Source organism: Dialister succinatiphilus (assembly GCF_928721695.1).
Lineage (GTDB): Bacteria > Bacillota > Negativicutes > Veillonellales > Dialisteraceae > Dialister > Dialister succinatiphilus.
Genome location: NZ_OV788641.1, coordinates 621,143 through 638,225 on the forward strand (window position 1 = coordinate 621,143; position 17,083 = coordinate 638,225).

Below are 17,083 nucleotides of genomic sequence, written 5' to 3' on the forward strand. Positions count from 1 at the left end.
AGAAAAAGTCCCTATTCCTTAATTAAACCGACCACGCGCTCTGCCAGAGTCGCGACGGGCAGTGTAAGTAAGCCACCTAAAAAGGCCAGTATATCCAGCGGGCTGAAAATCACCGCCAGGGCGCAAAGTATTTCCAGAATGAACCGCATTGTAGTGAATATGAATAGATGCTGTCCAATAAACTCCGGCTCCCTTTCAGCTTTAACCCACTGGTTAAACTTGACCACCATTAATTTATAGAAAAGTATATGGAAAAGAGTCCCCAGGGCCCAGGCAGCGCCGTAGGTCCAGCCCTTCCACGCAAAGAGGATTCCTGTGCCGACGATGAGAAATACAAGGAGAAACCTGGTCATGCGAGCTGCATAGGTTGGAAATGTAAGATCAAATTTCATGCTATTTCTTTCCCAAAATCTGTTTAATCACCGAATACATGCCGGATATGGCTCCCAGAATGGAGAGAATGATGATGCCAAAGGGTGTGGTCCCCAGATATTCATCACACTTCATGCCAAGCCAGAGGCCTATGCCGATGGAACAGAGAATGGTGAGGCCGGCCCCCGACGCTACCGCAATGCTGTGCAGCGGGTCAAAATCATCGGCCTTCCTGTCCTTCCTCTTATCCATGTCCTCTCCACTGTCTCCGGCCGGGCCGGATTTGCATTTTCAAAAATGGGCACGTTAAACACAAATTGCATTTATACTGCTACAGTATACCATAACCATTGTCACTTGGCTATAAATTTAGCAGGTTTTTTGTCACTAATTCCTTCAATCCACAAAAGAGCATCTACGATACGACCGGCCGCATGTCCGTCGCCATAGGGATTGACTGCTTCCGCCATGGAGCGGTACTCCTTATCATCGGTAAGAAGTTTGTAGGCTGTTTCAAATACTTTGTCCTCATCGGTTCCTACCAGGCGGACAGTGCCTGCTTCTACCGCTTCCGGACGTTCCGTGGTATCCCGGAGTACCAGTACCGGCTTGCCAAGGCTTGGCGCTTCTTCCTGGATTCCGCCGGAATCGGTGAGTACGATGGCGCTTCTGGCCATCAGGTTGGTGAAGGGTTCGTACTCCATGGGTTCCACCAGATGAATGCCCGGCACCCCTTCCAGCTCTTCCGATACAGCCTCCCGCACCAGCGGATTCCGGTGAACCGGGAAAACCACTTCCGTATCAGGGACTGCTTCCACCAGACGGCGCAGAGCCCGGTATACCTGGTGCATGGGATCTCCCAGGTTTTCACGGCGGTGGGTGGTGACGAGGATGACCCTTTTATGTTCTTCAATGGCTTCGATTTCCGGGTCTTCGAAATGGTAATCCTTTTTCACCGTATGCAGCAGCGCATCAATCACCGTATTTCCCACCACAAAAATAGAGCTGTCTTTCTTGTTTTCACGAAGCAGGTTCTGTCTGGCCGTTTCGGTGGGCGCAAAGTTCACATTGGCCAGTACGCCGGTGAGCTGGCGGTTTGCTTCTTCCGGATAGGGAGAAAGAAGATTGCCCGTACGAAGGCCTGCTTCCACGTGGCCCACTTTGATCTGCTGGTAAAAAGCAGCCAGGGCAGCGGTAAAAGTGGTGGTGGTATCGCCATGCACCAGTACGTAGTCCGGTTTTTCCCGTTTCAATACTTCCTCCAGCCCTCGAAGAACCCGGGCTGTAATATCATAGAGAGTCTGTCCGCTCTTCATGATGTCCAGGTCATAATCTACAGGAAGACGGAAGAGGTCCACCACCTGGTCCAGCATTTCCCGATGCTGGGCCGTGAGGCACACCTTTGTCTCGATTTCCTTGTGTTTCAAAAGCTCCTTCACAACAGGGGCCATTTTAATGGCTTCCGGCCTTGTGCCGAAAATGGTCATGACTTTCATACTATACCTCTTTATAAATAACAGCCTTCCCTGTCCTGAAGAAAGAGAAAGGCGGCAAATGAAATCTTATTTCTTCTTGTCTTTCTGATGCTCCATCTGGTAGGGAGACGGAACGATTTCCTTCATCACTCCCAGCTTTCTCGCCCACAGGATGAAAAGGATGAGGGCAATGACCACGATGGCTATCCCCACCAGCGTGCGGAGATGGATAACCAGAAGGGCCACGCAGGAGAAAAAGGCGGTGAGGGCATACATGATGAGCACCACCTGCTTCTGATTGAGCCCCTTGGCCAGAAGGCGGTGATGGAGATGGTTCTTATCCGGTGAGAAAATGGGCACACCGCTGCTCTTCCGCCGGATAATGGCCAGGAAGGTATCGGTAATAGGCACAGCCAGTGCCACCAGTGGAACCACCAGTACCGCTGCGGCAGCGGTCTTCATGGAACCCATCACAGAAACGGCGGCAATGATGTATCCCAGGAACATGGAGCCCGTATCACCCATAAAAATCTTGGCAGGGTTGAAATTATACTGCAGGAAAGCCAGGCAGGCGCCGGTCATGGCCACCATGGCGGCAGCCGCCGTCCACTGGCCCATCTGGAATGCCAGAAGGGCAATGGCAATGGAGGCAATGGTGGCAATGCCGGCAGCCAGCCCATCCAGGCCGTCGATAAGGTTCACCGTATTAACAAACCCGATAATCCAGAAAATGGTCAGCGGCAGGGAAATGATTTCCGGCAGGTAAATAATGCCCAGCCGGGGAATGTGAATCCAATCGATGTTGATGTTGAAAATCACCACCGGAATGGCAGCGGCAATAATCTGTCCCAAAAGCTTTACCTTCGGCGGCAGGGATACCACATCATCTGCAATGCCCACAATGATAAGGAATGTGGCCCCCAGCATAATGCCCACCATTTCATAGGTAAACCCGATGGTAGCCACGGCGGATACCATAAAGCCCGCATAAATGGCAAGGCCTCCCAGCCGCGGAATCAGTCCATGATGCACCTTGCGGGCATCGGGCTTGTCCACGGCGCCGATACGGATAGCCAGGTTCTTCACCACCGGCGTCAGTACAAAGGTGACTACCAGGGCCGTCAGGAACGTGAACGCATAGGCGAACAACGTAACACCTCCTAAAAAAGACAATACTTCTACGTTATTTTATCACATAGGCCCCTGTTTGTGAAAGAAGAGAGGAAAGAGGGGCGGTGGTGGCATTGGACACACCTTCGGTGTGAGGGTTCAAAGGGTTTTGGAAAAGGGTTCTTAAGTTTGACCGGCCTGAAGGCCGGAGGGTTCTTAAGTTTGACGGCCTTTCAGGCCGAAGGTTGTGGTGGCGGCTTCGCCGCAGATTTTATAAAAAAGGGGCGCGGCTGGCGCCGCAGGTTGTGCAGAAGAGTTGTGTTCGCTTCGCTCAGGGGGCGACAGCGGCTCTGCCGCTGAAGGTGGTGGATTGCCCTGAGGGCAATGCTTATAAAGTCAGCGTTACGGGATTGGCTTTCTATGTCATATGGTATGATAAGCATTCTGCGGATTGGCTCGCTGCGCTCGCCTCCCCCTATCCGGCTGCGCCGGACTTTCCCCCATCCGGGGGACAGAATAAATCGCTCTATGCTTTCCTGTAGAGACATGGCCCCACGGCTAAGCATCCATAGTCCCACCACGAAGTGGTGGCAAGGGAACTTGATTCGCAAGGAGCCGTAGGCGACTGAGAATCAAGTGACACGCTTCCCAACGGGGCGGGAAGGTGGTGGCACCAGCCACCAAAGGGGGAATGCATTTCCTCGAGCGGAGCGAGGTCGGTCTGTTTTCCCTCGGGCGAAAGCCCGGTTGTAAAGGTTTTATTATAAGAGGGCGCCTTCTATAAATTTAGAGGCGCCACCACAACCCTCGCGCCGGAGGCGCGTCAAACCTAAGAATCCTCGGGGCGATAGCCCCGTCAAACTTTAGAACCCTCAATCTCCATAGGGCACCAGGGCGGTTGTATGCTTTTCGCTGCCTCAGGCAACGACATCCCCCTCACCCTGTGTCCCCATTCATGGTATGATGTAGGAAACAGATTTCCAAAAGGAGGAATTCATCTTGAAAAAACCAATCGCTGCGGTCACCGCCGACACCCTTCTGGCAGACATGAAGCCCATAAACCAGAAAATGGCGGACTATGCGCCCCGGCCTCTTTTAAATGCCCTGGGAAAAGCAGGCATTCTGCCTGTGATTCTGGCTTATGACGACTATGCGGATCCCGAAGAGTTTGTGGTAACCTTTGACGCCCTGGTGATTCCCGGCGGCCCCAATCCGTCGCCTCGCTTCTACGGAGAAGAACCGCTGTGGTGCATCGGACCCACCTATGAAAAAAGGGATATCTTTGAGATCAGGCTCATCAAGGCCTGTCTGAAAATGGGAAAGCCCATCCTTGGCATCTGCCGGGGCATGCAGATTCTGAACGTGGCCCTGGGCGGCACGCTCTGGCAGGACATGCCCTCCCAGAACCCCAAGGCTTTCATCCAGCACATGCAGAAGGCACCGGGAAACATAGCCACTCATTATGTGGAAATCAATAAGGAAAGCCGTCTCCATGATATTCTGGGCGACGGCCTCTATGTGAACTCCCGTCACAGAGAGGGCATCAAGAAACTGGCGCCTTCCCTGAGGGAAGCCGCCCGCGCCAGAGACGGCATCATCGAAGCGGTGGAGAGCCGGGATAATGAACTGGTTGCTGCGGTGCAGTGGCATCCGGAAAATATGGAGGATGGTGTCATGGATCCCCTCTTCCGTGCCTTTGCAGATAGAATCATACGGCTGAAATAGGCGCAGCCGGGACGGCATAGAGCATCATTTCCCCTGCCGCCTCAGGGGCAGGCGGAGCTTTTCGCCCGGCCCATGCCATAAAAAAAGAACTGTGAGCCCCTTCTCTCACAGTTCTTTTTATTTCTTATGAATCAGCCCATATCCAGGTTTTTCATAATACGGCTGAGCACGCCCTTGAACACCTGCATATCGCTTTCCGGAATACCTTCATAGAAAGATTCGTCCAGATCCTTGGACGCCTTCTGGCTGGCCTGTTCCACCTGTTTTGCCTTGTCTGTCATGAAAAGGCGGTACTTTCTGGCATCATCGGGCATTCTTTCCTTGCGGATCAGTCCTTTTTCAATCATGGATTTCACCATGACCGTAATGGTGGGATTCGTCAGGTGAAGGTGGTCTTCCAGTGTTTTCTGGGTAACCACTTCCTTTTTATGGGTAGACAAATAGGCGATAATCAGAGACTGGCGGGCTGTCAGTCCAAACTTCTTCATAATGCCCGACTGGCGGAGAAGCATCATTTTATGGGCCTGCCCCAAGTTGTAGGTCAGTCCCAGTTTATCGCTTCCTTTTAAATCTTCCGGTTTTAAGTGTATTTGTCTTTTCATAACTCTCACCTTACTCTAAGACGCTAATGAAATTCTTTTCCAGTTCCCCTGAAACAATTCTTTTATAATAGCATACGATAGGATGTTTAACTCAGATTGTGTTTTTATTATACTACAGATTTCTACTGCCAGTCAAAAAATTGGGGAAATATTCAATTCTACAGCAGAAATCATTTATTCTGATGCAGAAACACGAACAGGCAGGCTCGTCCTGACTTCCTGCACATCCCAGCTGTCGTCTCTGGTAATTTCGCCGCGATAGGTATGTTCTCCCATGGTGATGAGAAAATAAATATGTCCTTCCCCTTCTCTGCGGACCACGGAGAAATCATCATTTTTCACGTGGCAGCTGCCTTTCCACACGATTCTCATATTCTGCCGTATGGTCACAGTCATCACATGATTGTCAGATACCATATGAAACTCAGTCATCCGGCCAAAGCCGTCATTGAAATACAGGGTCGATTCCGATTCTCCGCCCTTTTCTACGGAAGAAAAGGCCGAGGAAAACTGTATGCCCCTGTCCTCATTTCTATCGGGGACTCCTCCCTCCGTGGCGCCAGCCGCAGCAGGAAGAAGGCAGAGCGCTAGGAGCAGCCCTTTCACGATAGAGCGTTTCATAAAAACAACCCCCCAAATAAGCCATGGAATTCATAGTAAAATCTATATGCATTTATTATAATGCATGGACTTATGGAAGAAAAGAATCACCCCATTTCCCCGGGAGACCGAAAATTTTCCAATGATATCTATGCATATCCGTTTTTCTTTTCAGTACTTATAAATAGATTCTATAGCAAATCAGCGCTTTTGATTCAGAAAGTTAGCCGCATCTGGTACCACACCACATGGCCGTGGGTGGAGGTGGAAACCCCTTCATTTTCAAAGCCGAATCGGGCATAGTAATGAACCAGCCTGTCCTTGCAGGTGAGGACCATGCCCTTCCGGCCTTCCTCCTTTGCCTGTTTCTTAAAGGCTTCTATGAGCCGTCCGGCGCAGCCTTCCCTTCGGAAAGGAGGAATGGTATTCAGGCCGAAAATCATCTGCCAGGCTCCTTTCTCGTTGTGGAGGGATGCCTTTTCATACATTTCATCCCGAAGATCCTTTTCATCAGTGACCATACCGTCAATAAATCCTGCCAGCTTCCCGTCCCGGTAAAGGAGAAGGAAGTGGGTGGGATACACGGAGAGTCTTTCTCCGATTTCCTCTGCCGTAGCCGCTTCTGCCGCCGGAAAGCATTCCGCCTCCACTGACGCCAGCGCCGCTGCGTCCTCTGCCCTGCCCTGTCTGATGGTATAGGTTATCATATATATTCCCCTTATCTGTCATTAAAATACCGCAGGTCATACCTGCGGTATCATCCTGTGCTGTTTTATTATACCATCTCCACCTTTTTAAAACAGAGGGGATGAACCTTCGGTTCCATGAGAAGATGAAATCCCGCAATGTCTCCGGCGTCATCGGCGTAAAACGTAAGGGGCAGGCGGTACAGGTCCGTATCCTCCTTCACATTGTCCACGCTGAAGGTGTCGTAATAGAGATGGGTCATGGGCCGGTCCTTCACCTCCCGCTCCTGGAGATAGAAGCGCCCTTCCCGTTCCGTCACCCGGAAGGTGCCGTAGCCGGGATGGAAATAGGTTCCCCTGTAGTCCTTCGCCTCATGGGACAGGGGCCCCCGGGCGCTGCTCTTCGGCAGCCAGTCAAACTCCAGATGATGGTACATATCCTCGGGGGCATGGGATTTTCCTTTTTCCGTGTACATGCCATACCAGTCCTCCTCTTCCCGCCCAAGGAAGGCATCCAGCAGGAATCCCTGCAGGGCAAAAATCAAAGGATTGTCCGGTGCATGAAGATTCTGGAGGTACACGGCGCCGGAAGATAAAGAGGGAATGTAGAACTGGAAGGCGCTGTATCCTTCAATCTTTCCGGTATGCTGCTGCACCAGGGCGCCATGATATTCCATCACCCGCCAGCCGAAGCCATAACCCAGGCTCCTTCCGCCCCGCACATGAGGATAATCCATGAGAATCTGGGGCCTGTGCATTTCCATGAAATCAGAGGGAGAAAGAAGATAGGCTCCCTCTTTCTTTCCCCCTTCCATATGAAGGGAAATCCATTTCACCATATCTTCAGCGCTGCTCATCACAGAACCGCAGGGGCCTGCCTGGTCGATGTTCCAGCGGGGAATCTCATGAAGGCCCTGATTCCAGCGGAAGGGCATGGCGCAGTTTTCATCAGACGCGGCCTCATCCATAAGGCAGAAAGTGCGGTCCATCCCCAGAGGCCCGAAAATTTCCTCCCGAAGAATAGTTTCCCATTTCTTTCCCGAAACCGCTTCCATAATGCCGCCGATAGCCGCATACATGACATTGCTGTACTGGGCCAGGCTGCGGAAAGGGGCATTGGGCTCCAGGTACTTCAGCCGCTTCAGGTAGGCCACGCGGGAAATGGAATTATCCGGCCAGGCTCCGTCGTGACCGCCCACCCCCGTCCGGTGGCAGAGCATATCCCGAATCGTCACCTGCCGGGAAGCCGCCTCATCCCAGAGGGCAAAACCGGGGATATAGGAAGCCACCGGTTCATCGATATCCAGCAGTCCCTTCTCTGCCAGTCTCATCACGGCGAAGGCCGTCATGGATTTGCTGCAGGAGCCAATGCCGCTGATGGTATCCGGCAGAAAAGGATGGCCCGCTCCGTCCCGGATGCCAAAGCCTTCCGTATGCACCTTGCCCGGCGTAATAATCCCCAGCGCCATGCCGGGGATGGAGTAATAATCCATCATCTGGCGGATGAGAGAAAACAGTTTTTCATAATCAATGGTCATGGATGGCATCTCCTTATATATAAAGGTTCTGCGCCCCTGTGACACGCCCTTTCGGGCGTGAGGGTTCAGAGGGTTCAAAGGGAAAGGTTCTTAAGATGGATGGGCCTTCGGCCCAAGGGTTCTTAAGTTTGACGGCCTTTCAGGCCGAGGGTTGCGGTATCGCCCGCAGGGCGATGAGTATTATAATGCCGCCTTTCGGCGGTCACGTCCACATCGAGTATCATAATCATTCTTACCCTCGTACATACCGACTTCGCTGGATGGCGTCTCACTGGATTCGCGGGTCGCGGGGCTCCCCTATGAATCCAGTTCGCTTGCAATCGAGTAGAGATTATTCATCCCTCTCACACCACCGTACATACCGTTCGGTATACGGCGGTTCAATTCCTTGGGCAGATTATATTCTCATAGCATTGTTTTAGACCGATGAATCCAGCTTTCTCCAGTATCCTGTTTGTCACTGAAGTCATCATTATCTGGCTATGAGCTATGCGCCAGTATCCTTTCTGACTCTTTCCCCACTTGAATGCAAGTTTTCCTGGGACATGCAGTCGGAGCAGTGCATCTATCCGTGTGGATATGTTCTTCCACTGCTTCCATATGCACATTCGTATACGAGACCTTACCCATCCATCAAGACCTACTATCCGTGTCAGGTCTGCTATTCCATAATAACCAACCCATCCACGATTATATTCAGTCGTTTTGCGGATAATCTCTCTTGCGCCCCTGCCTTTGCTACGGCCTGTCAGACTTTTCAATTTCCTCTTCAATTTGGCTACCGAGTTCGCATGAGGCATTAGTTTAACCTCTTTCCCTCTTTTGGTCACCGAGAATCCAAGAAATTTAAAGTCCGGCGTTTTATAGACGCTGATTGCTTTGCTCTTTTCTCTGTTTACCTTAAGCTTCCGCCGGGTTTCCAGATACTTAGTACTGCTTTTCAGCAGTCTTTCTGCCGCTCTTTGGCTTTTGGCCAGTATGAGGATGTCGTCGGCGTATCTGACGATACACACGCCTCTCCCCTCAAACTCTTTGTCGAATGGAGTCAGATAGATATTTGCCAGCAGTGGGGACAGGTTCCCACCTTGCGGTGAGCCTTCTTCTGTGCGTTGTTTCAATCCCTTGACCATGACTCCGCTTTTCAGAAATTTCTTGATGAGTTCGATGACTCTTTTATCCGAAATGTCCTGTCTCAGCATATTCATCAGCAGTTCATGGTTGATGGTGTCGAAGTATTTAGAAAGGTCGAGTACGCATGCGTATTCATATCCTTCCTCTACACTCCGCTTTACCACTTCCATTGCCTGCCGGGCTCCTCTGTGGGGCCGGTATGCAAAACTGCACTCCGCAAATTTGCACTCATAAAAGGGCATGAGGATTTGTGCGGTCGCCTGTTGTAATACTCTGTCTTTGACAACGGGTATTCCAAGCTTCCGCTTTCCTCCTTTGTTGTCCTTCGGGATTTCTACTCGCCGCACAGGGAGTGGCTTGTAGGTTCCGTTCAGGATACTTGCAATCCACTCCTCTCCATGCTCTGCGTACCATTCGGGGTATTCCTTCACAGTCATATTGTCTATGCCGGGTGCCCCGTTATTGGCTTTTACTCGCTGGTAGGCATCGTAGAGATTACCTCTGTTCACAATGCGCTCCAGTGTGATTCTGCTTGCCATTTCTTTCATTTCCCGAGGACCGTGCTCAACGCTCCTTGTTGTATCTCCGTCAGTTCCACTATTTTCCAACCGGTAGCCATTTTGTAAACTGTATTCTGTTTTCACCGCGCGTTCCTCCTTTCATGATTTACTTTGGCCGAAATTGTTCGGCCCTTCCCGCTTTTGCGGTACTATGACCTCTGCTGACTTCTCATGACAAATCTTTTCCAACCGTCTCCGCCCGGTCCATATATACGACCTATCACTGCTTTGACGTCCATGAGACCTCCCCGGGTAAGAGTGTAATCTTTCACCTCATCTATCCGCTTTATTTACAAAGCCTGGCCAAGACCATCGTTGGACTTCAGCATAGGTGGCTGCCTCATCCTGCCAGACTCTGCCTTCGTATAAAGTTTCTATTCGTCGGACCAAGGTTTTGCCTCCGGCTTCCTTCAGACCCCACCTCACGATGGACCCCTTGCCATTGGCTGTGTGCTTGTTATGGTCATGCCGCACTAGGGACTTTCACCCATTAGATTACACCCATGCCGGGCGCACCACCCTTCGCCACTTCGTGGCCCTCTTCCCCTAAAGGGGACGCAAGAACGTTACGGGATTTACCTTTCTGTGTCATAGGGCTTGATTGGCATTCTCAGGATGATGGATGACCGGTGGGAAATCTCCGCGCGGTAAGCCGACAGCCGATAGCGGACAGCGTCCGCCAGCCTCACCCCAATTCCATGATCCTGTCCGGCGGTACGAAGGGTTTCCCTATCATAGGCACAGCCGCTATGAGTTCCCGGGTATAGGGGTCCCCGGGATGGCTCAGAATGTCATCGGAAGCACCAATTTCCACGATTTTTCCCTTCTGCATGACGGCGGTGCGGTCGGAAATATAGCGCACCACTGCCAGGTTGTGGGAAATGAAGAGGTAGGTGAGGTGTAGTTTTTCCCGAAGGTCCATGAGGATGTTCAGCACCTGGGCCTGCACTGACACGTCCAGGGCGCTGGTGAGCTCGTCAAGAATCAGGATTGCCGGGCTGGTCATGAGGGAGCGGGCAATGGAGATGCGCTGGCGCTGGCCGCCGGAAAATTCGTGGGGATAGCGGTCCATCACGTTTTTCCGAAGACCCACCATTTCCAGCAGCATTTCTGCCCGCTCTTTCCGATGGGCTTCGGAAAATTCGCCCATCACCCTGGCGGGCTCCATGAGGATGTCCCCTATTTTCATGCGGGGCGACAGGGAGGAATAGGGGTCCTGGAAGACGATCTGTATTTTCTTCCTGATGTCTTTCAGTTCTTTTTCCTTTACATGGGAAATATCTCGTCCGTAGAGCAGAATTTCTCCGGAGGTAGGCTCTGCCAGACGGATGATAAGGCTGGCCAGGGTGGATTTGCCGCAGCCCGACTCCCCTACGATGCCTAAAGACTCCCCTTTGGCCAGGGAAAGGCTGATGCCGTTTAAGGCATGCACGGTCTTTGATTTTCCCCAGAAGCTCCGGGTATGAAAGGTTTTCGTTACGTTCCTGATTTCCAGTATATCCATGTCACACCTCCTCGAGATGACAGCAGTACACCCTGTGGCCCGGTCGGATTTCCAGAGGCGGCGGCAGGCCTTCCCGGCAGGCGGCGCTGGCCTTCGGGCAGCGGGGTGCGAAGCGGCAGCCAGCTATTTTTTCCGACGGATCCGGCACCATGCCGGGAATGGCGGTGAGCCGGTCATGGGTATGGCTGCCGGTGAATCTAGGCAGGGCGCCGATGAGAGCCCGGGTATAGGGATGGGAAGGGGCTGTCAGTACCGACGCCGTGTCGCCGGACTCTACAATGTGTCCGGCGTACATGACGGCAATGGAATCGCAGATTTCCGAAATCACTCCCAGGTCGTGGGAAATGAAGAGCACTGCCGTTTTCAGTTTCCGACAGGCCTCTTTAATAAGGTAGAGAATCTGGGCCTGCACCGTCACGTCCAGGGCAGTGGTGGGCTCATCGGCAATGAGGAGCTTGGGATGACAGGACAGGGCAATGGCTATCATCACCCGCTGCCGCATGCCCCCGGAAAGCTGGTAGGGATAGCAGGAAATCACGTCGTCCCCGTTCCGTATATGCACCGCTTCCAGCATGGCCAGGGCTTTCTTCCGGGCATCGCCGCTGGACATTTTTTCATGGGTCCTGATGACGTCCATCATCTGGGTGCCTATGGTAAAGACGGGATTCAAGCAGGTCATGGGTTCCTGAAATATCATGGACACGTCCCGCCCCCGCACTTCTTCCATGCTTTTCCTGCTGATACCCAGAAGCTGCCGGCCGCAGAGGCGGATGGAACCGTCCAGCTCCGCCTTTTCTCCACCGGGAAGGAGGCGGGTCACCGCAAAGGCGGTCATGGATTTGCCGCTGCCCGACTCTCCCACCAGTCCCAGGATTTTTCCCTCTCCCACATGGAGGTTCACATCGTGAAGGATAGGCACCATGCCCTTCCTGGAAGGAAGGGACAGGGATAGATGTTCGATTTCAAGTATATTTTTCATATCATCACTCTCCACTTCCAGGACCTATGAATGATTAGACCCTTCCCGGGGATCCAGAATGTCCCTGAGGCCATCGCCCAGCAGGTTGAATCCCATCACTGTGACCAGGATGAACAGCCCCGGGAAAGCGGCGTACCACCACTGGTCAATGGCATAGACCCGGGCGGTGGAAATCATGGCGCCCCACTCCGGCATGGGCGGCTGGGCACCAAGGCCGATGAAGCTCATGGAGGAGGCAATGAGGATGGCATCCCCGATGCCCAGAGTCATCTGCACCATGAGGGGCGACAGGCAGCTGGGCAGGATATGGTGCACCACCATCCAGGCGGGCGAAGCGCCGAAGGTTCTGGAGGCCTTCACATAGGGCTCCTCTTTCAGGGACAGCACCTGCCCCCGCACGAGGCGCACATAGAGGGGAATCCTGACGATGCACACCGCCAGCATGGTATTGAAAAGACCTACCCCCAGGGCGGCGGTCAAAGCCAGAGCCAGCACCATGGAGGGGAAGGACAAAATCATATCGGTCAGTGCCATGATGATGCGGTCCACCCGGCCGCCGCAGAAGCCGGAAACACTGCCGATGGCCACGCCAAGAGCGGCAGCAATGATGACGATGGACAGGCCTACGGTAATGGAAATCCGGGCGCCGTAAAGGATACGGGAGAAAATGTCCCGTCCCATTTCATCGGTACCGAAAAAATGATGAAGGGAAGGTGCCTGGAGCCTGCCTGCCACGTTCATGAGATTGGGGTCCCAGGGACTGACAAGGGGCGCCAGAAGTCCCAGCAGGATAATGAGGGCCACAATGACCATGCCTGCCAGGGTGAGCTTGTTCTTCAGAAGGATATCCAGGGATTTATGGAAAAAGCCTTCCCCCTCTTCCCGGATTTCCTCTGCCTTCACGTCAGTCATGGCCATCACCTCCGCTGATCTGTGGATTCAGGATATTGTAAATCATATCCACCACCATATTAATCACCACATAGCCCACGGACACCACCAGGGTAAAGCCCATAATGGCCGGAAAATCCAGATAGGCAATGGAGTCCATCACATACTTTCCCATGCCCGGCCAGCCGAAAATGGTTTCCGTAATGACAGCGCCGCCCAGAAGCTCTCCCATGGTAAGGCCTGTAATGGTAACTGTGGGAATCAGTGCATTTTTCAAAGCGTAGCGGTAAATCACACGGCGCCTTGGAATGCCGCAGGCCCGGGCAGTGCGGATATAGTCCTGCTCCAGCACGTCCACCATGCCGCTCCTGACCTGCCGGGCAATGATGGCCAGCTGGGCATAGGCCAGACAGAGGGCGGGGAGAAGGAGATGATGGATGGCAGAAATCACTACGTCCATATTTCCAGAGAGAATCCCGTCAATCACATAAAGTCCCGTCACCGCAGGCGGCGGCGTCAGGAAGGTGTCCAGCCTGCCGGAAGCGGGGAAAAGGGGAAATACTTTGTAAAAAAGAATGAGGCACACCACGCCGGACCAGAAGAGGGGAATGGATACACCCACCATGGAAATCACCCGGCAGATATGGTCGATCCAGCAGTTCCGATGCACCGCCGACAGCACTCCCAGGAAAATGCCAAAAAACACGGCAATCACCATGGCCGCCAACGTGAGCTCCAGGGTGACGGGGAAATAGCGGGCCAGTTCGCCGGCCACAGGCATCTGGGTGCGGATGGACACACCCATGTCTCCGTGGAAAAGGCCTTCCATGTAGAGAACGTACTGGGTAAGCACCGGCTTATCCAGTCCCAGAGACTGCCGCGCCGCCTCCAGCGTTTCCGGTGACGCATGAGGTCCCACCAGCATGCGGGCCGGGTCACCGGGAATGACGTGGGAAATGCAGAAGGTAACGATGGAAACGCCGACAAAGACAAGGATGAGATGAATCAGTTTTTGAAATATAAATCGCCATGAAATCATAAGCCCTCCTTGTATGACAAATGGACATGAGTAACACTTGCGGGAAATGACTGTATTCCCAAAGGCTGCCACGGCTTCGCCGCCAGGGGGAGTCCGCCTTACCACGGTGACTGCAGGGAGTCACACAGCGGATAGCGGATAGCAGCTCCTTTTCTTCGGGTCTCCAGGCATCCTTAGCCCCCGCAGCCCCAGTCCGGAAGGGGCCGTTTATTCCTTGGAAAGGTGTTCGAAATCAAACATGCTGTCCAGCATGGGATTGTAGGCAAATCCCTTGATATTGGCTCTCATGGGGGTGAGTACCTTGGTCTGGAAGAGGAAGAGATAGGGGGCATCGTCAAAGGCGATATGCTGTACCTTCTTGTAAATTTCCATCCTCCCCTCCTTGTCGGTCATGACCTCAGCCTCACGGAGGAGCTTGTCCACTTCGTCATTCTTATAGAAGGAACGGTTCCCCGGAAGGCCCCAGTAGGAGGAATCAAGCCAGTAGGAAAGGAAGAACTGGGGATCACTGTAGTCCGGGCTCCAGGTGCCCAGGGCCATCTGGAAATCGCCTTTGTCCGCTCTCTGCCGGAACGTAGCCCAGGCCACCTTTTCCAGGTTCACCTTGATGCCCAGCTGCTGGAGATTATTCTGGATAATGAGGGCTTCCGCCTCGTCGAAGGCTGCGTGGCCGGAGTAGAGAAGATTGATTTCCGTCACATTCTCGCCGGATTTGGCCAGAAGTTCCTTTGCTTTGTCCAGGTTGTAGGAATAGCCCTTGATGGATTCATCTTTGCCCCACATGCCTTCCGGCACAGCACTGGTCAGCTGCTGGCCCCGGCCTTTCACAGCGCCATCGATGATGGCATTGTAGTCAATGGCGTAGGAAAGGGCCTGGCGGAATACTTTATTGCTGGTAGGCAGTTTCTGATTGTTCAGGTATACGATGGAGCAGAGGAGGGAAGGATCTTCATAAATATGGATGGCTTTGTTATCCTTCAGCTGGTCGATCTGGTCCATGGGAATGCCTTCGGCAATGTCAATATCCCCCTTTTCCAGCTGCAGCCGCTGAGCCGAGGGATCTTTGATGCTGTTGAAGAGGATATGCTTGATGGAAGGTGCCTTGCCGGCATAATTTTTCTGTACATCCAGCTTGATGGACTGGCTGGGGGTGTAGGACGTGATTTCATAGGCACCGGAACCCATGGTGTGGGTGGCCAGGTAGGAGGAGCCCATATCGTTATCCTTTGCCTGGTCCATGACCTTCGGATTCACGATGGAAGAGCCATTCACCGCCAGGGTGTAGAGGAAGGGCGCAAAGGGCTTGTCCAGCTGGAAAATGACCGTTTTATCATCAGGCGTTTCGATGGATTTCACCACTTTGAAATAATCGGAAGGTCCTTTCTTCATTTTCTGTACCCTTTCGATGGAGAACTTCACCGCTTTGGCGTCCACCGGAGAACCGTCGGCAAATTTATGTCCCTCATTCAAAGTAAAGGTCCAGGTGAGTCCGTCATCGCTGACGGTCCAGGACTTGGCCAGAGACGGTTCCACCTCCGTGGTGGCCTTGCCGTCTGCCACCTTGTATTTCACCAGCCGTTCATAGGCGGGATAGGTAATCTGCCAGCCCTTATTGTCCATGGTCACCGCCGGATCCAGAGTCTCCGGATCCACTGCCATGCCCACCACAATGGTGTCCTTAGGCACGGAGCCGCCGGAAGAAGAACTTCCCGACTGCCCGCCGCAGCCTGCCAAACCAAGGACCGTCAGGCCCAGAAGGGAACCGGTCAGTACAGCTTTCAGAAGTTTTTTCATAGTCTCTCCCCCTTACGAAAAAAGGCCGCAGTCATCAAAGATGAGTGCGGCCTCTTTGCCATGAAAGACCGAAAAGCCCTTCCTGCCTTGCGGCAAAAAGGGCACCTTCGTCTTTCTATCAATATGTATACAGTATAGTTGATAAGTATGCGCTTGTAAATAGGGAAATGGCAGAAAGAAAACAGAGAGCCCTCTATTCCTGCCTGCTATAATAAAGACAGGAACAGTATAGCCGCGTAAAAGCAGAAGGAGGCATCTCATGAAAATTTTACTGATCAATGGCAGTCCCCACAGAAGAGGCTGCGTGTACACTGCTTTGGAAGAAATCGCCAAAACGCTGGAAGAAGAGAACATAGACACGGAAATTCTTCAAATCGGCCGGGAACCGGTAACCGGATGTATCGCCTGCAATTACTGCCAGTCCCATGGACGGTGCGTGCAGGATAAGGACTCGGTGAATAAGGTCATTGAAAAGCTGGACACCTGGGACGGGCTGATTTTTGGTTCTCCCGTATATTACGGCGGTCCCAACGGCCAGATTACCTCTTTCATGGATCGTCTTTTCTATGCAGCCGGAAACCGCATGGCAGGAAAAATCGGTGCTGCCGTGGTCAGCTGCCGCCGCGGCGGCGCTACGGCCGCTTTTGACAGGATGAATAAATATTTCCTCATGAACCGCATGATTGTGCCCGGTTCCCAGTACTGGAACCAGATTCACGGCCTCACCAGGGAAGACGCCCTGAAGGACAAGGAAGGCCTGCAGACCATGCGCACCCTGGCCCGCAACATGGCCTGGGTGCTGAAATGCATGAAGGCCGGTGAAAAAGAGGGCATCAAGAAGCCGGTGCAGGAAAAATGGATTCCTACCCATTTCATTCAAGACAAATATTGAAATAAAAATGGGGCTGTGAAAAAATGATTGAGTCTCTATCAGATAGTTAGATAATCTGGCGGCAGACGCCTTATCGTTATTTTGCAAGGAATAAATTGACTCAAACACTCACCCCGCTTCATTGTCATTTCGACCGAAGCCGGTCAGCCGCCAATAGGAAAGCCTCTTATTGGGCAGGCTAGAGG

Annotated in this window: 16 protein-coding genes; 2 read left to right on the top strand and 14 right to left on the bottom strand. The window is 52.7% G+C overall.

The window, feature by feature from the left end:
* Positions 1–11 precede the first annotated feature (11 nt).
* The 4 genes from NW747_RS02745 to NW747_RS02760 form a co-directional block, all read right to left on the bottom strand.
* Positions 12–392 carry a hypothetical protein gene (locus NW747_RS02745; protein WP_273187910.1) on the bottom strand — a complete coding sequence of 127 codons (381 nt, stop codon included), beginning with the start codon at positions 390–392 and terminating at the stop codon, positions 12–14.
* Between the two features lies 1 nt (position 393).
* Positions 394–624, bottom strand: a complete 231-nt coding sequence (locus NW747_RS02750; RefSeq protein WP_273097055.1) for an AtpZ/AtpI family protein — start codon at positions 622–624, stop codon at positions 394–396.
* A gap of 101 nt (positions 625–725) precedes the next feature.
* Positions 726–1,868: a non-hydrolyzing UDP-N-acetylglucosamine 2-epimerase gene (gene wecB, locus NW747_RS02755; RefSeq protein ID WP_273187911.1), complete on the bottom strand. Its 1,143-nt coding sequence runs from the start codon at positions 1,866–1,868 to the stop codon at positions 726–728.
* A gap of 66 nt (positions 1,869–1,934) precedes the next feature.
* Positions 1,935–2,996: a glycosyltransferase family 4 protein gene (locus NW747_RS02760; RefSeq protein WP_273187912.1), complete on the bottom strand. Its 1,062-nt coding sequence runs from the start codon at positions 2,994–2,996 to the stop codon at positions 1,935–1,937.
* Between the two features lie 960 nt (positions 2,997–3,956).
* Between NW747_RS02760 and NW747_RS02765 the strand changes: the two genes are divergently transcribed.
* On the top strand, positions 3,957–4,682 hold the full coding sequence (locus NW747_RS02765) for a gamma-glutamyl-gamma-aminobutyrate hydrolase family protein (RefSeq protein WP_273187913.1): 726 nt from the start codon (positions 3,957–3,959) through the stop codon (positions 4,680–4,682).
* A gap of 131 nt (positions 4,683–4,813) precedes the next feature.
* On the opposite strand, the gene NW747_RS02770 is transcribed toward NW747_RS02765, so the two are convergent.
* The 10 genes from NW747_RS02770 to NW747_RS02815 all read right to left on the bottom strand — a co-directional run bounded on the left by NW747_RS02770 (position 4,814) and on the right by NW747_RS02815 (position 16,006).
* A complete protein-coding gene (locus NW747_RS02770; RefSeq protein WP_273187914.1) occupies positions 4,814–5,284 on the bottom strand; it encodes a MarR family winged helix-turn-helix transcriptional regulator in 471 nt (156 codons plus the stop codon).
* A 174-nt stretch (positions 5,285–5,458) separates the two neighbouring features.
* Positions 5,459–5,905: a hypothetical protein gene (locus NW747_RS02775; RefSeq protein ID WP_273187915.1), complete on the bottom strand. Its 447-nt coding sequence runs from the start codon at positions 5,903–5,905 to the stop codon at positions 5,459–5,461.
* Between the two features lie 194 nt (positions 5,906–6,099).
* On the bottom strand, positions 6,100–6,591 hold the full coding sequence (locus NW747_RS02780) for a GNAT family N-acetyltransferase (protein ID WP_273187916.1): 492 nt from the start codon (positions 6,589–6,591) through the stop codon (positions 6,100–6,102).
* A gap of 68 nt (positions 6,592–6,659) precedes the next feature.
* Positions 6,660–8,108 (bottom strand): serine hydrolase, encoded by a 1,449-nt coding sequence (locus NW747_RS02785; RefSeq protein WP_273187917.1) that lies wholly within the window; start codon positions 8,106–8,108, stop codon positions 6,660–6,662.
* Between the two features lie 380 nt (positions 8,109–8,488).
* The gene (ltrA, locus tag NW747_RS02790; protein ID WP_273187918.1) at positions 8,489–9,883 is read right to left on the bottom strand and encodes a group II intron reverse transcriptase/maturase; all 1,395 of its coding nucleotides are present in this window, start codon (positions 9,881–9,883) and stop codon (positions 8,489–8,491) included.
* 601 nt (positions 9,884–10,484) lie between these two features.
* Positions 10,485–11,303 (bottom strand): ATP-binding cassette domain-containing protein, encoded by an 819-nt coding sequence (locus NW747_RS02795; protein WP_273187919.1) that lies wholly within the window; start codon positions 11,301–11,303, stop codon positions 10,485–10,487.
* Between the two features lies 1 nt (position 11,304).
* The gene (locus NW747_RS02800) at positions 11,305–12,282 is read right to left on the bottom strand and encodes an ABC transporter ATP-binding protein (RefSeq protein ID WP_273187920.1); all 978 of its coding nucleotides are present in this window, start codon (positions 12,280–12,282) and stop codon (positions 11,305–11,307) included.
* Between the two features lie 24 nt (positions 12,283–12,306).
* The gene (locus tag NW747_RS02805) at positions 12,307–13,194 is read right to left on the bottom strand and encodes an ABC transporter permease (protein ID WP_273096919.1); all 888 of its coding nucleotides are present in this window, start codon (positions 13,192–13,194) and stop codon (positions 12,307–12,309) included.
* Positions 13,187–14,212: an ABC transporter permease gene (locus tag NW747_RS02810; RefSeq protein WP_273187921.1), complete on the bottom strand. Its 1,026-nt coding sequence runs from the start codon at positions 14,210–14,212 to the stop codon at positions 13,187–13,189. Before NW747_RS02810 ends, NW747_RS02805 begins: the two co-directional genes overlap by 8 nt.
* A 207-nt stretch (positions 14,213–14,419) precedes the next feature.
* Complete coding sequence (locus NW747_RS02815) at positions 14,420–16,006, bottom strand: ABC transporter substrate-binding protein (RefSeq protein WP_273187922.1); 1,587 nt, start codon at positions 16,004–16,006, stop codon at positions 14,420–14,422.
* Between the two features lie 259 nt (positions 16,007–16,265).
* Here NW747_RS02815 and NW747_RS02820 point away from each other — a divergent pair, with 259 nt between their 5' ends.
* Complete coding sequence (locus NW747_RS02820; RefSeq protein ID WP_273187923.1) at positions 16,266–16,898, top strand: flavodoxin family protein; 633 nt, start codon at positions 16,266–16,268, stop codon at positions 16,896–16,898.
* The last annotated feature ends 185 nt before the right edge of the window (positions 16,899–17,083 follow it).